Source organism: Alteromonas sp. H02 (assembly GCF_059682525.1).
This window is the reverse complement of record NZ_CM185021.1, coordinates 2,679,951-2,694,497: the sequence shown is the minus strand read 5'-3', so window position 1 is coordinate 2,694,497 and position 14,547 is coordinate 2,679,951. Positions and strand designations below refer to the sequence as shown.

At 44.3% G+C, this 14,547-nt stretch carries 12 protein-coding genes and 7 pseudogenes; 7 read left to right on the top strand and 12 right to left on the bottom strand.

Going from position 1 to position 14,547, the window contains the following annotated elements; all coding sequences use genetic code 11:
• Positions 1 to 23: 23 nt before the first annotated feature.
• Positions 24 to 830 (top strand): annotated as a pseudogene (gene tnpC, locus AC566Q_RS12580) (IS66 family transposase); the annotation flags it as partial.
• Positions 831 to 850: 20 nt separating this feature from the next.
• Positions 851 to 994: pseudogene (locus tag AC566Q_RS12575) on the top strand (IS66 family transposase); the annotation flags it as partial.
• Between the two features lie 238 nt (positions 995 to 1,232).
• Here AC566Q_RS12575 and AC566Q_RS12570 read toward each other — a convergent pair.
• Positions 1,233 to 1,688: pseudogene (locus AC566Q_RS12570) on the bottom strand (IS5 family transposase); the annotation flags it as partial.
• A 66-nt stretch (positions 1,689 to 1,754) separates the two neighbouring features.
• Between AC566Q_RS12570 and AC566Q_RS12565 the strand changes: the two are divergent.
• Positions 1,755 to 1,886: pseudogene (locus AC566Q_RS12565) on the top strand (malate dehydrogenase); the annotation flags it as partial.
• A 47-nt stretch (positions 1,887 to 1,933) separates the two neighbouring features.
• On the opposite strand, the gene AC566Q_RS12560 reads toward AC566Q_RS12565, so the two are convergent.
• Entirely contained in the window at positions 1,934 to 3,172 is a 1,239-nt protein-coding gene (locus AC566Q_RS12560; RefSeq protein WP_499617119.1) for a cation:proton antiporter, read from the bottom strand.
• A gap of 249 nt (positions 3,173 to 3,421) precedes the next feature.
• Between AC566Q_RS12560 and AC566Q_RS12555 the strand changes: the two genes are divergently transcribed.
• From AC566Q_RS12555 to AC566Q_RS12545, 3 genes are all read left to right on the top strand, one after another.
• On the top strand, positions 3,422 to 3,823 hold the full coding sequence (locus tag AC566Q_RS12555; RefSeq protein ID WP_499617117.1) for a hypothetical protein: 402 nt from the start codon (positions 3,422 to 3,424) through the stop codon (positions 3,821 to 3,823).
• A gap of 67 nt (positions 3,824 to 3,890) precedes the next feature.
• Positions 3,891 to 5,012, top strand: coding sequence for an ISAs1 family transposase (locus AC566Q_RS12550; RefSeq protein ID WP_105937012.1), 1,122 nt, complete (start codon positions 3,891 to 3,893; stop codon positions 5,010 to 5,012).
• Complete coding sequence (locus AC566Q_RS12545; RefSeq protein WP_499617497.1) at positions 5,005 to 5,880, top strand: IS4 family transposase; 876 nt, start codon at positions 5,005 to 5,007, stop codon at positions 5,878 to 5,880. Before AC566Q_RS12550 ends, AC566Q_RS12545 begins: the two co-directional genes overlap by 8 nt.
• Before the next feature lie 15 nt (positions 5,881 to 5,895).
• Here AC566Q_RS12545 and AC566Q_RS12540 read toward each other — a convergent pair whose 3' ends face one another.
• From AC566Q_RS12540 to AC566Q_RS12500, 9 genes and pseudogenes are all read right to left on the bottom strand, one after another.
• Entirely contained in the window at positions 5,896 to 6,138 is a 243-nt protein-coding gene (locus AC566Q_RS12540; protein ID WP_276309516.1) for a hemerythrin domain-containing protein, read from the bottom strand.
• Between the two features lie 213 nt (positions 6,139 to 6,351).
• Positions 6,352 to 6,828, bottom strand: a pseudogene (locus AC566Q_RS12535) (transposase); the annotation flags it as partial.
• Positions 6,771 to 7,088: a diguanylate cyclase domain-containing protein gene (locus AC566Q_RS12530; RefSeq protein WP_499617114.1), complete on the bottom strand. Its 318-nt coding sequence runs from the start codon at positions 7,086 to 7,088 to the stop codon at positions 6,771 to 6,773. The pseudogene AC566Q_RS12535 and the gene AC566Q_RS12530, both read right to left, overlap by 58 nt.
• Before the next feature lie 274 nt (positions 7,089 to 7,362).
• Positions 7,363 to 8,871: a transposase gene (locus AC566Q_RS12525; RefSeq protein ID WP_499617111.1), complete on the bottom strand. Its 1,509-nt coding sequence runs from the start codon at positions 8,869 to 8,871 to the stop codon at positions 7,363 to 7,365.
• A gap of 137 nt (positions 8,872 to 9,008) precedes the next feature.
• Positions 9,009 to 9,461 carry a glycosyltransferase gene (locus AC566Q_RS12520; protein ID WP_499617108.1) on the bottom strand — a complete coding sequence of 151 codons (453 nt, stop codon included), beginning with the start codon at positions 9,459 to 9,461 and terminating at the stop codon, positions 9,009 to 9,011.
• The gene (locus AC566Q_RS12515) at positions 9,458 to 10,270 is read right to left on the bottom strand and encodes a glycosyltransferase family 2 protein (protein ID WP_105933636.1); all 813 of its coding nucleotides are present in this window, start codon (positions 10,268 to 10,270) and stop codon (positions 9,458 to 9,460) included. Before AC566Q_RS12515 ends, AC566Q_RS12520 begins: the two co-directional genes overlap by 4 nt.
• Positions 10,267 to 11,058, bottom strand: coding sequence for a glycosyltransferase family 2 protein (locus AC566Q_RS12510; protein ID WP_499617104.1), 792 nt, complete (start codon positions 11,056 to 11,058; stop codon positions 10,267 to 10,269). Before AC566Q_RS12510 ends, AC566Q_RS12515 begins: the two co-directional genes overlap by 4 nt.
• 29 nt (positions 11,059 to 11,087) lie before the next feature.
• A complete protein-coding gene (locus tag AC566Q_RS12505) occupies positions 11,088 to 12,020 on the bottom strand; it encodes a DUF6492 family protein (protein WP_027951217.1) in 933 nt (310 codons plus the stop codon).
• Positions 12,021 to 12,280: 260 nt separating this feature from the next.
• Positions 12,281 to 12,727 (bottom strand): annotated as a pseudogene (locus AC566Q_RS12500) (transposase); the annotation flags it as partial.
• 409 nt (positions 12,728 to 13,136) lie between these two features.
• On the opposite strand from AC566Q_RS12500, the gene AC566Q_RS12495 reads away from it, so the two are divergent.
• Positions 13,137 to 14,093: an IS1595-like element ISAma5 family transposase gene (locus AC566Q_RS12495; protein ID WP_168477428.1), complete on the top strand. Its 957-nt coding sequence runs from the start codon at positions 13,137 to 13,139 to the stop codon at positions 14,091 to 14,093.
• A gap of 211 nt (positions 14,094 to 14,304) precedes the next feature.
• Here AC566Q_RS12495 and AC566Q_RS12490 read toward each other — a convergent pair.
• A pseudogene (locus tag AC566Q_RS12490) lies at positions 14,305 to 14,457 on the bottom strand (transposase); the annotation flags it as partial.
• Between the last annotated feature and the right edge of the window lie 90 nt (positions 14,458 to 14,547).

Genomic DNA, 14,547 nt, shown 5'->3' with positions numbered 1-14,547 from the left:
TAGGGCCCTGGTGAACGGTTACCGTCAGTGCGGTGCTGACGCCTGCCTATCAGGATATTAAAGAGACTATGCATAATGAGGCAGTGGTTCATTGTGATGAAACCCGTCATCAGCGGGGCAATGAAAACCGCTGGATGTGGCAGGTATGCACAGCAGAATTATCATGCTTTATGACGCACTTCTCACGTGGCGCCTGGGCGGCAAAGAAACTACTCGGCGATAATCCGGAAAACATTGTTGTGACTGACCAGTATGCCGGTTATCACTACATCGATTCAGACCACCGTCAATTGTGCTGGGCGCATATCTTAAGAAACATGAATGCGCTGGCGGAAAGCTGGGGTACGAATAAAACCTATGGAACAACGTTAGTCAGGCTCATTCGCATACTGTTCCGGCTGCAACACCGGTATGAGAGTAACGAACTAAGTGAAAAGCGATACCGGGACCGAATGGAAAAACTGCGTATCGCCTGGCGAGAACAACTTGAACTGGCATCAAGGCGTTGTGTTACTCCCCGCTATCAGAACCGGTGTAAGCTGCGGCTAAAACACGATGATATGTGCTGGGTATTCCTCAGTCACGATGGCGTCCCCCTCACTAACAATGAAGCAGAGCGTTCATTGCGAAGCTATGTGCTGTGGCGAAAAGGCAGCTATGGTGTGTGGTCTCACCGAGGGGAACTGTTCAGACAACGTATACTCACCATTGTAGAAACCTGCCGGAAACAAAAGCTGAATCCACTGAATTGGCTCCGCGCCATTCTCGAAGCGACGCTGAACAAAACGTCCTATCCTCTGCTCGACGACTTCAAAGCTGCCTGTCAATAGGGCCTTGGTGAACGGTTACGTTCAGACAACGTATACTCACCATCGTCGAAACCTGCCGGAAACAAAAGCTGAATCCACTGAATTGGCTCCGCGCCATTCTCGAAGCGACGCTGAACAAAACGTCCTATCCTCTGCTCGACGACTTCAAAGCTGCCTGTCAATAGGGCCTTGGTGAACGGTTACGTTCTGATTCAGTCGGTCTTCGAGGTCATTTAGCCTGTCCCAGAGTGAACTAATGAGCTCATTGGCATCATCGAGATTAGTAGCGACGGGTGGCTTTGTGGGCTGCTTTTTACGTGGCATGAAACCACTCTGACAGACTGGCGGGATCAATCAATAGGATCCCCACGATCATTGAAAATAAATATTACTAACTGTCAATAGGGCCCTGGTGAACGGTTACGAGCTGGGTGCTTCAATAATCGTCGCATCCACCAGTGTACCCTGCGTCATCATCACACCGCAGTCAGACAGCCATTGGTTGACCGTTTTGAATAATTTGCGAGTCAGCTTGTGCTTTTCCAGCAAGTGCCGAAAGTTCATAATGGTAGTGCGGTCTGGAATGGCTTTATCCAATGACAGTTGCACAAACTGACGCATCGAGGCAATTTCATATAACGCATCTTCCATGGCTTCATCACCGAGGCTATACCATTGCTGCATACAATGAATGCGAAACATGGTCTCAAGCGCGTACGGACGTCTACCATTGCCAGCTTTAGGATAAAAGGGTTCAATCACTTCCAGCAGTTGAGGCCACGGCAGCAGTTTATCCATTCTGGATAAGAATATCTCTTTACGAGTCTGGCGGCGCTTGCTGGAAAACTCACTATCGGCAAAAGTTAACTGTTGGCTCATGGGCGGTAATGGCTGTGATTTACTATGCAGCTATGATCTCACATCGGGGACTTATTCGCATCTTCCTTAGGTAAAAACGGCGTTGAAGAAATTCTTTCTTACGGTGAGTTAAGCGCGTTTGAGCAAAAAGCAAAAGAAGATATGCTTGATACGTTAAAGAAAGACATTCAAGAAGGTATTGATTTTATTAACGCATAATTCTTTTGTAAAAGTCATGCCATAAAAGCCGCTCATTGAGCGGTTTTTTATTGACAATTTTTTGTACTTTCGCTATTTGCATCTTCGCTAATCGCTTTAAATTGTTTTGACATCAACACAGCCGTTATACCATGAGCAAAAACACTGAACAAAACGGTTAATACAATTACCGCCATAAGCTGCTCGTAACCTGTCACTTCAAGTTCAACAATAACAATAAATAAATATAAAATTGAAGCTATACCCCGAGGGCCAAACCAAGCAATAAATATTTTGCTATAAAAATCAATTTTAACACCAATTAAAGCAATGAAAACAGGGATCATACGAATAAGTGTTAAACTTAATAATGCGTACATTAAAAGGTTAAGATCCCAGTAAATATAAAAATTAGGTACACACACTAAACCAAAAAGAAAAAATATGATCAAAGAAAAAAGTTTACCTTGGGCTTCACTAAATTCTTGAATCTGTGTTCTAACTAAAGGAATTTTTGTACTGAGCATCAGGCCTGCGAAAAAAGCGGCAATAAAACCATTGCCATGAATAAGCTCTGCAGCACAGTAGGCTAAAATTGCTAATGCAAAAGATACCAAATGGTGAAAGGTATGGCTCATCCAGTTTTTTAATGTAGCGTGATCAACTAATTTCCCACCAGCATAACCAACCAATCCACCAACTAACGGAGCAATAAAAAGTTGTGTTGCCATAAAAGTTAACCAGTAACTTTCATTATTCAGTGAGGTTATTCCGCTTCCTAAAACACTAATACACAATAATATTGGTGGTAACACAATGCCGTCATTCAAACCACTTTCAATACTAATAGATTCTTGTATACGTTTAGGTACCATTTTACTTTGGACAACAGCCTGACCTAATGCCGCATCGGTTGGAGAAAGAATAAGTGCTAATAAGGCCAGTACCCATAGATTATAGGTGGGGAAAAAGTACTGAGCGCTGAACGCACCAACCAACATGGTTAATGGCAACCCAATTAATAATAAACGCGCAGGAATGCCCGCGAGAATTTTACTTAAGCGACAATATTTCAAGTAGGATGCATCGACAAATAAAATAAGTATTAATGTTAACTCAGCCAAGGTTTTAACAATTTCAGTGTCAAGGTTAACAGTGATCAAGTTAAATCCCATTGGGCTAATCAAGATACCTACGGATAAAAACACCATCGGGCCACTGATAAATGAGCGTTCAGATAATTTGGAAAACAAGCCAAAAGTTAATATTAGTAAAGTTAATATTAATAAAATAATATGGTTATCCATACACTCCAGTTACCTCTATTGTGATTTAGCTCATCGGTGTTCACCCAGAACAGCCAAGTGCAATAATTATTATGAATGGCGGTAAGCCACGAGTTACGGCTTTTGAAACGCTACACTCGTAATTTATCTTTATACTATTTAACCCTGAGCTATCCCCACGAATAGTAAAATAAAGTCAAAGAGTTAGGGAACATTCATGGCATTTGGTGATCAGATCTTTCGCCAAAAAAAACCAACACAGAAAACACCATGAATGCACGCTCTATATTGAACAATCTTGTCTCTTTTGTCAGCCATAAAATGCATAAAACCCGCAAACAGGCCGTTGTCGCCTGTGTGCGAAGCTTGATTGAGAGCGGTTCGGCCACTGTGACCAGTATGGGGCGCGGTATCCGTTCCAATGCCTATGAGAAACACCGTATTAAGCGGGCTGACCGGCTGTTATCTAATGGTCACCTCCAGCGTGAAGTACCGTTTATCTATGCAATGATTTGCCGGTTATTTTGTACCTGTAAACATCCTGTCATTGCCGTTGACTGGTCAGATTTGGATAAGTGCAAAAAGCACTTTTTACTTCGCGCCGCAATTGTCGTTAAAGGGCGGCCTATTACCAGGGCAAGATCACGAACATTTATTGACCAACTGAGTTAACAATAGATATTACAACTGGACGAAATATAGTGACTGTGATCTTATACTCTCTTTTGCGGAGAGAGTCATGGGTACAGGTGCATTTGAACAGCTTTTTAGTGAGTTAGAAGATCCTCGTCAATCAGCTAAGGTGGCGCATTTATTCACTGATATTTTATTCCTTGTTGTGTGTGCTTCCATCGCTGGTGCCAAAGGCTGGGAAGACATCGAAGATTTTGGTGATTTACACTTTGACTGGTTCCGCGAGAAAGGGCTATTCAAGAATGGATTGCCCGTTCATGACACGATTGCTCGTGTGATATCAAGAGTCGATAGCGAACAATTCCAGCGTTGCTTTATAGGTTGGATGCAGTCAGTCGCGGATTTATCCGACGGGCAGCTAATTGCGATTGATGGTAAGCGGCTTTGTGGTTCATACAATCGTGAAGACCGGCAATCAGCTATCCATATGGTGAATGCGTTTGCAGCCGAAAATAATGTGGTACTGGGGCAAATTAAGACCCAGAGTAAGTCGAATGAGATCACAGCCATTCCAGCCTTACTGAACCTGCTGGATATCAAGGGTTGCTTGATATCAATAGATGCGATGGGCTGTCAAACTACTATTGCGGAGAAGATTATAGAGAGCGGTGGTGATTACCTTCTGGCCCTAAAAGGTAATCAAAAGGAACTTCATGATGCCGTGCGCAATGAGCTTGTGGGTGCCATAAACCAGGAAGTCATTTGCCTGGAGAAACATCATGGACGAGGCGAAGCGAGAGCGTACCATGTTATGGATGCGGCATCGTTAGTGAATAGGTTCCCTGAATGGAAAGGGCTGAAAACAATAGGCGTTACGCTAAGCTATCGTCAACCAAAAAACGGTAAGGAATCTTTGGAATACCGGTACTACATTAGCTCAGCCGCTTTGACCAAAGCACGCTTCGCCAATGCCGTGCGAAGTCATTGGGCAGTAGAAAACAGTCTTCATTGGGTCCTTGATGTCTCGATGAAAGAAGATGACTGTCAGATATATCGTGGCAATGCCGCCGAAATCCTGTCGGGGGCGAGGAAACTTGCCTTGAACATGCTTCGCGCGGAGACAACCAGAAAAGTGAGTGTGCCACGGAAACAGAAGCGTGCGCATGGCAGCACTGATTATTTGGAAAAGGTGTTAGCGGCGGGTTTGGTAGCGTTGAACGATATTTGAACGTTCATGCTCTCACCCTGGGCCTATTACCCTTTATCAGGAAGTGCATGATAGAAAAGCCAGTGCAAAAGCGACTACACATAGAGACTTTTTAGAGATATTGCACACGCTCTTACCGGATACCTGCCAGCCCATTATTGTCACTGATGCGGGCTACAAATCGCCGTGGTTTCGTGAAGTGCAGGCATTGAGATGGCATATTGTCGGACGTGTGCGAAAGCCACATTTATATTCGCTGGATGGCGGTAATGAATGGCAATCTATCGCTGAGCTTTATCTAAAGGCTACAACACGGCCCAAGCGATTTGATAACGCGCTTATCGTCAAGTCACGACCTTTTGCCTGTACCTTGGTGTTGGTTAAAGAGAAAGCGAAAGGTCGACGAGCGTTTAATGCCAATGGCTCGCGCCAACGGGATACCAATTCATTGAAATATGCTGATGGCGCAAGAGATCCGTGGCTACTGGCGACGTCATTGCCCTACCATCGTCACTTATCTAAACAAGTCATCGATATTTATCGCCAGCGCATGCAAATAGAAGAAGGCTTTCGGGATATGAAAAGCACGCGCTTTGGTCTGGGGTATGAAAATAATCGCAGCACAACCAAGACACGCATTACTGTTCTGGTCTTGCTTACCACACTGGCTTCGTTAGTGGCTGTACTGTTGGGCATGCTATTAGTTGTCAGTAACAAGCATCGACGCTTTCAGGCAAATACCGAAACAAAATCCGTACTATCCTTTCACTTTCTTGGCTTGAGAGCTTTTAACACCTCAATGCGATTTACCCTGCATCAGTGGAAAAAGACGATCCGCTGGCTTGATGAACTCACCGCTGAAGCTTGCATGAGCAAGATTACATGCTAAATTCGTGGGGATCCCTCAGTATTTAACCCCCTTTGAAATTAAAAATTCTGAATATTCTTTATCTGTTCTCATTATATGATTGGTTAACCAACGTTTGAGAAATAGCATCAAATCTGCACTGATTGTCCCTTGAGGGTTCACCATAAATTTTTCTTTTAATTCGACCACTTGAGCAATTAACTCATTGTGTTGTCGTTTATGCTCTTCAGAATCAGCATAACCATACTCAGCAAACATGTTTTCTTCATAGGAGAGTATAAGACGGATTAAAGCTATTTGCTACCCCCTATGACAGTTGTCTTTTTGACTAGATTGGTTTGTTGAATTATCGAATTGTGGGAGTATTTTAAGGCGTGTTAGTTTGCAATGTCTTGCGACGATAGGCCTTTGGTGCAGGAAATGGGGGGTGAAGCGCGAATAGCCCCACCATTTACTAGCGTTTTTCTTTACTCTTGCAGCAGTAAATGGAGCCTACGCCCCAAAATTGAAGTCACGTTGAATAGTGAAATCGTTTGTGTATTGTTCATCAGGTGGTGCACGCAAATGTGGCAATAGCTTTGTTTGTTTAGAAGTTGGGTGCTTTTTATCTATATGTGCCAGTATTTTCTGAATAACGTGTATATCTATAATACAAGCGATGATGCTTACATTGTGGTTCTCGCATTTTTCGCATTCGGTAATGTCTATATTGAATACCCGCTTTAACCGCTGTGCCCATGACATAGCCCTTGCATGGTAAGGTTTATCTGATTGCCCATCTTTTTGATTGACAATTTTCGGGCTGTTTTTGCCTCTCTGTGACGCAGTAATTTGTGCTCTTAGATTGCTGTTGGGAGCAAATACCCCATAAAATCGGGTGAGATTTAGTCTTGGCGGTGGAATGAGGGCCACTAGTTTGCCAATAAAGTCGAGCGGTTCAAAGAATACATGTGTTGTGCCGTCTCGATAGCCACATCGGCCTGTTTAAGCAGTTCTGCCGGATCGGTCGCATCATCAGGGAAAAATGAAATGCCCACCGAGCAAGACACCCTCAGCACTTCTTTACCCAATGATATGGGCGTTTCGATAGACTCTATGAGCTGCGACACGAAACTGGATACCGCTGACTCGCTCTCAACCTCTTCCATAACGATAACAAACTCATCACCGCCTAAGCGGGCTACAGTATCACTCTTGGATGCCTGATTAAGCATACGATTCGCAATCACTCTGAGCAACTTGTCACCATAGTCATGGCCCAGGGAATCGTTAATCCCTTTAAAGGAGTATAAGACGGATTAAAGCTATTTGCTACCCCCTATGACAGTTGTCTTTTTGACTAGATTGGTTTGTTGAATTATCGAATTGTGGGAGTATTTTAAGGCGTGTTAGTTTGCAATGTCTTGCGACGATAGGCCTTTGGTGCAGGAAATGGGGGGTGAAGCGCGAATAGCCCCACCATTTACTAGCGTTTTTCTTTACTCTTGCAGCAGTAAATGGAGCCTACGCCCCAAAATTGAAGTCACGTTGAATAGTGAAATCGTTTGTGTATTGTTCATCAGGTGGTGCACGCAAATGTGGCAATAGCTTTGTTTGTTTAGAAGTTGGGTGCTTTTTATCTATATGTGCCAGTATTTTCTGAATAACGTGTATATCTATAATACAAGCGGTGATGCTTACATTGTGGTTCTCGCATTTTTCGCATTCGGTAATGTCTATATTGAATACCCGCTTTAACCGCTGTGCCCATGACATAGCCCTTGCATGGTAAGGTTTATCTGATTGCCCATCTTTTTGATTGACAATTTTCGGGCTGTTTTTGCCTCTCTGTGACGCAGTAATTTGTGCTCTTAGATTGCTGTTGGGAGCAAATACCCCATAAAATCGGGTGAGATTTAGTCTTGGCGGTGGAATGAGGGCCACTAGTTTGCCAATAAAGTCGAGCGGTTCAAAGAATACATGTGTTGTGCCGTCTCGATAGGGTGTTTTTAATTCATAGCGCACTTTTCCATGGTCAGTCATACTTAAACGCTGTTCACTAATCGCTGGGCGGCTGATGTAGCGACATAGTCTTTCTAACTTCTCTGGCTCATCGGCATTAGCGAAGACCCCTGCGTGTAAGGAAAAACCTGAGGTATTGGCTAACTGACCATATTCGCCTTCATTGCTGGCAGGGAGTGTCTGTAGTGTAAACACCTTTTGACCTTGTTGTGGTCCCATGGCAATCCGATAGCTGACGGAGGCCCCTTGCAACTGCAATAGACTATCTTCATCATCAATAGGTAAGTTAAGAAAACTGTTTTCTATGTCGCGCTCCACTAACCCCACTTTCTCCAAATAGTTGGCAATTCGATAGCTAATGGTGTGAACTAGCTCCACCATGTCGCTATGGGACGGCGCTTTGATGCGGGTAAAAGTCGTACCACTTAATGGATTTTCACTTATTGCACCTTCTAAGAACAACATGTGGAAATGGATGTTTAGATTGAGGGCGCTACCAAATCGCTGAATAAGGGTAACAGCCCCAGTTTTCGATTGTTTGTTGGTAAAGCCGGCCTTGTTCACAATGTGCGTGGAAATGGCGCGGTGAATGATTTGCATCACTTTGCTCAATTCACTTGGGTTTCTTGCTAGCAGTAATCGAAGTGGAATAGGTAAGCTTAAGACCCACTGACGAATTGGATAACCAAGTAATACGTCATCTACAAGTAGCGCTGCACTTTCTGCCATTCTTCTGGCTCCGCAGCTAGGACAGAAACCTCTGCGTTTACAGCTAAAAGCGACTAACTTTTCATGCTTGCAGTCATTACACACCACGCGTAAAAAGCCGTGCTCTAGTCGTCCACAACGCAAGAAATCATCAAACTCACGCTCAACATAATTGGGTAAATACTTGCCTTGGTCGGCTAGGTTTGCGGTAAAGTCTGGGTAGTAACGTTCAACCAATTGATAGAGTAGCGTTGTTTCTGGTCGATGGCGCTTGTATGTTTCACTTTGTTGTAATGCCAACACACTCCTTCATCCCTGAATTGTGTACCGACAAGTGTGGCAAAAAAAGACCTAACTTACGACTGGTTGAATGTCCGGTTTGGATGTTTTTTGTCAGTCAACTAAAACCGCAAACAACTCATTAAATGTCGAATTTTCACTCACTTCTCAGTGCCCAGAAAATGGAAATAATTCTGTGGTTTACCTAAATGCGGCTGGCCATATTCGGTCCAGTCCAGACCGTTGTGTATGAAACACTCCGCATTGTGGTTGTTAGCGTGGCGTGCACTTAAAAACACTGTATTTTGGCCATAGCTACGGGCATGTTCTGCATTACCATGCTCAGTACTAATATAAGGCACATCTAACTCACCATCAAAGGGCTGGTGAAAATGCACTATATCGGGCCAGCCGCCTATCTGCTCACGCATAGACTTTGTCGCATCATACCGAGCAGCATTCTTTGGTAAGTCTGGAGCGTCCCCCCACAACAAACGTACCTCGTGACCAGACGCCTGTTGCGCAGTTAATAAGCCCCAGACAATACGCTCAGTTCCACCGTAATCTCGAGCAGGCAAAGACAATTTACTTTGCAGTACGTGCAGAATTTTCATTTTAATCGTCCTCTCTGCAGAGCATCGGCATGTTGTTTACCGGCAAGCTGTTGGTATTCAAACAATTTTGCCTCTTTTAGAAAAGCATACATAGCTTCAATATGCGCATGCACAAGCCCCCGCTTACCAGACAGAAACATTCTTTGCAGAACATAGGATTTGACAAAGGTAAGAGGGAAAATAAAGCAGAGTTTAATCAGAGATGGTCTTTTACGTTTTTCAAACTTTTCAAGCGCTTTGAGCGAAGAGTACTTATTCTTTTTTTGCATCAGTGACTCTGTGGTTCCGTAACCAAAATGCGTAACCAGCCCCTGCACTTTGACAGTCGATACCCCTTTTGCCAACACCAGATTTTCATGAACTTTTCGATCAAGTGGGTACTGCGCCTGACTTCGCCGGAACACGCGGACTATAGAACGTTTGCCTGAATACGGCGACATGGGCTCGCCCCAAAAAACATCCTCAAAGTACAAGCGCATGGCAATGTCTTCGCTCTGTTCGTACAGTTTCCGAATATGTGTTATCACCTCAGATGAAAGTATTTCGTCGCCATCAACATTAATTACCCAATCATACTGGCACAATGACATGGCAAAGTTTTTTTGCTTAGCAAATCCCAGCCAGTCCTGATGAACTACTTTAGCACCTTTTGCCCTGGCTATTTCCTGAGTGCCATCTGTACTGCCCGAATCAACCAGAATAATTTCGGCAAAGTCCTGCAAAGCATCCAAAACGGATGCTATGTGCGCTGCCTCATTACATGTCACCAGAAAGGCACTTATGGGTAATTTTTCAGCAGACTTTGTCATTGCTGTTTTGCCTTATGCTCAGCCTGTAAAGTAACCAGTGCAGCGTATTTATTAAAACCGTATTGCCCCAAAATAATGGCCATCAAAAAGCCTCTCCACCCGTCTAAAAAACCAAGATGTAACAAATATTGCTGCAAGAAGTCGGTAAAAAAACGTAGCACTGCAAACGCCAGGCTACTCCTTTTTCCTTTGGCATATTTTTCTTCAGCCAGTAAACAGGCATATTTCAGGTGTTTTTCCTGTGCATGATGATAACTGCGCCAACTGTGGTGAATAATGGCAGACTTAAGCGTACGACTTTTCTCATTTGGAATAAGCAGCGTTTCATGCACTTGGCGGTTCTTAAAACTCACACCGGTCTTTAAAAATAATTTACCCTGCGGCGAGGAATAACGACCATGCTTCAGCAACTTACCAAAAAAGTAAGTATGCCAAGGCATTTTAAATAAATTTTCCTGCAAATCTGGTTCAGACAAGACAGCATCAATTTCTGCTTTAAGGGCATCAGTCATGACTTCGTCAGCATCGATGTTTAATACCCAATCATGCTCACACCAGGTTAAAGCGCGATTACGTTGAGGGCCAAAGCCCGGCCAGTCAGTCTGATAAACCTTGTCTGCATACTGTTGTGCTATAGCTACAGTATTATCCTTACTGCCCGAGTCCAATACGATTAGCTGATCTACCCAACCAGAAAGCGATTGCAAACAACGCTCTATCCGATCTTCTTCATTACAGACAATCACAAAACAGGAAATTTTTCTCGTTCTCATGGCTATTTTGTCCAAGTATCACACTACGCTGCTTCATTGACGCCTTAATCGAAAAGCGCCAGTACTCTCGCATCAGGTTGCCGCTGAATAAATGCCGACAACCGCTCAAATACCTGCTTTGGCGGCAAGCGTGTTTTACTGCCCACCACACAGAATAACCCCGGATTGTCGGCTGCGAAGCTATCCGCCACCTGCCACTGCTCATAGGGGTGAGAGTCGTGTATCAACATGAGCTGCGGCACTTTACTGGTGCCTGCAATCACATGAAACTGCTCTAACAGCTGATGCTTTAGCGCACACAGATAATATAGCGAATATTCGGTCCACTTTAGCTGCAGGTAACGGCCCAGCCACCAGTTGCGTGGGTCTGTAGGGTTGTGTAATGAGCACAACCTGTCAGCCCAAGTTAACTGTCTGTTTTTTGGTTTTAAATCCTGCATCAACTGTTGGCTGATGGTTTTTGCCATCAACGCCGGTGTCACTGTCATACCTACTCCTTTCGGGCCGATATTTGCACTGATACCTAACAGCCGGGCAGACGAACGCCACCATTTCGGATGCTGTGCCCTTGGCTCATACTGCAACAACGCCTTGCCCTCGGGTAGTAACAATAATTCTGTTAACGGCTTTAAGCAGACCACATCGGCATCCAATGTCAGATAGAACTTATTAGACACTTTATTTGCAATCGCTATTTTGACCAATTGCTGCTTACGCCAGCCGCGCATCTTAGGGTATTTTTTCAGCTCCGGCAGCAACTCGTCTTCAGAAATGACGATTATATTTAACCCTTGCCAACAGGCATATTCATGTCTGACCAATTCCACTTCATACCCGGGCACGACAACAAACAATTCGCTAATCAACCCCGCCGGCAAAAAAGTGCTGAGCGACGTAAAAAGAATGTGCGCCCGCTTTAAGTCGTTGACATCATAACTGCCACTGGCTTTCAGGGGCAAAACGGCGCTAATCGCCATAAAAACTCCTCTATAATCACACCGGCCCTATCCAGGGATAATTTTGTGTCACAGTGAAAGGCGGCGTAGCCTACCCTAACAGGCTGTTGAAAAATCTGGTTTTCCTGAATGCTACGACTTTTATAACAAGTGCGCCTTAGTAAAATTTATCTTGGTATTTCTCGATGCTTCAGCACCAATAATCTTTCTGCAGCAAGTCTTGTTCAAAATTTGATCAAAACACTCGTAAATGTCAGCTATCAAAGCCCTTAATTGCCCTTTCAGACAATCAACACCTTCAATCGGGTCAAATTATAGGCAGCCGCCGTAAAGCGGAAGATCCAAGAGACCTTGGCTCGCCCAACATGACGAAGTTTTCTCATCAGCCCTATATCTTTCATCCAGCCGAAGCACTCTTCAATTCGCTTGCGTTTGACTTGGCTGATTTTATAGCCCTCGGTGCCCGTCGTTCGTTTATCAATGCAGCTACGCAAGGACTTGGCAGCTACGTGTGGGGTAATGCCCAAGCCACGACTACCCTCAACAAATTCCAGGGTGTCGTAGCCTTTATCGGCACCTACGGTTCTTCCGGGACGTGTTCCCTGTTTTGCCAACATCGTGGTACCCGCATCCCACTCTTTACTTGTGCCAGCTTCAGTGACTTCAGCCTCTACGATCAGTCCGTTTCGATTTTCCGTCAGGATGTGCCCCATGTGACACAGCTTTGACTCTTTCCCTGAGTATAAGACGGATTAAAGCTATTTGCTACCCCCTATGACAGTTGTCTTTTTGACTAGATTGGTTTGTTGAATTATCGAATTGTGGGAGTATTTTAAGGCGTGTTAGTTTGCAATGTCTTGCGACGATAGGCCTTTGGTGCAGGAAATGGGGGGTGAAGCGCGAATAGCCCCACCATTTACTAGCGTTTTTCTTTACTCTTGCAGCAGTAAATGGAGCCTACGCCCCAAAATTGAAGTCACGTTGAATAGTGAAATCGTTTGTGTATTGTTCATCAGGTGGTGCACGCAAATGTGGCAATAGCTTTGTTTGTTTAGAAGTTGGGTGCTTTTTATCTATGGCTATGTTCTGCTAAATTGTTGCTATACTGTATATGAATACAGTTATTGAGGATTAATCATGCTCCCAGCACAATTTACAAAGCTTATAGCCGAGTTAGAACACTTAACAGATAGTCAAACCCGTTATGTTGAGAAGCTGCTGAAAGGCACTGATAGCGTCTCACAGTTGATAACAGAGCTTGAGGAGCGGATGGTTGAAAACCCTGAATGTCCACACTGCCATAGCTCACTGATCAATCGGCACGGCAAGGTAAACAAGATGCAGCGTTATCGCTGCAAGAACTGCGGCAAAACCTTTGTAGCGACAACGGCGACACCGCTAGCTCGACTGAGGTACAAAGAGCTTTGGTTAGAATATATTCGCTGTATGCTGGACAGTAAGCCATTGCGTAAATGTGCCGAAGAATGTGGCCTCCACCTTGAAACATCGTTCAGGTGGCGGCACCGATTCTTGGCGCTACCATCAGCACTGAAAGCGAGCAAATTAGAAGGCATTATCGAGGCAGACGAAACACTTTTTCCCTACTCAGAGAAAGGCTCAAAACGGATGACTCGTCAGCCCCGTAAAAGAGGGATGAAAGCGAAAAAACGGGGGCGTTCAAAGGATGATTGGGTGCCAGTTTTAACGGTCAGAGACCGAGCTAAGAATACGTATGAAGCCGTTGTGCCAAGTGTTACATCGGCAGCTCTGCATCAGGAGCTAGCAGGGAAATTAGAGAAAGACAGTGTGTTGTGTAGTGATGGCTATAAGCCCTACATAGCTCTTTCTGAGAAAAATGATTTAATACACAAGCGCTTAGATGTGGCAGGAGGAGTTAAGGTGATAGATAAAGTCTTTCACATTCAAAATGTTAACGCCTATCACAGCCGTCTGAAAGCGTGGATAAAACGGTTTCACGGAGTAGCCACAAAATACTTGGAACACTACCTAGGTTGGTTCAGGTTTATGGATACTCCAGAAAACCTTAACGAAAACAGGCTCTTTTCAATTCAACAACAGTTAATCCGAACATAGCCTTATCTATATGTGCCAGTATTTTCTGAATAACGTGTATATCTATAATACAAGCGATGATGCTTACATTGTGGTTCTCGCATTTTTCGCATTCGGTAATGTCTATATTGAATACCCGCTTTAACCGCTGTGCCCATGACATAGCCCTTGCATGGTAAGGTTTATCTGATTGCCCATCTTTTTGATTGACAATTTTCGGGCTGTTTTTGCCTCTCTGTGACGCAGTAATTTGTGCTAACCGGTGTTGTTTGTCGACTTCGCGCAGTAACAGCAAGCCGGCATCGGAGGTGATATGGCCTCCGGAGAAGTCGGTTTCAATCTGGCGGCGGGAAAGTGGCGAGAAGGTCAGTTTTTGAGGTACCATTCTGGATGCGGCTACTGGTGCTTGGTGGATTGGTTAGGTTCTTGAAACTATAGCACTTTTAGCCGCTTCTTTTTATCCCTTCATGAGAAA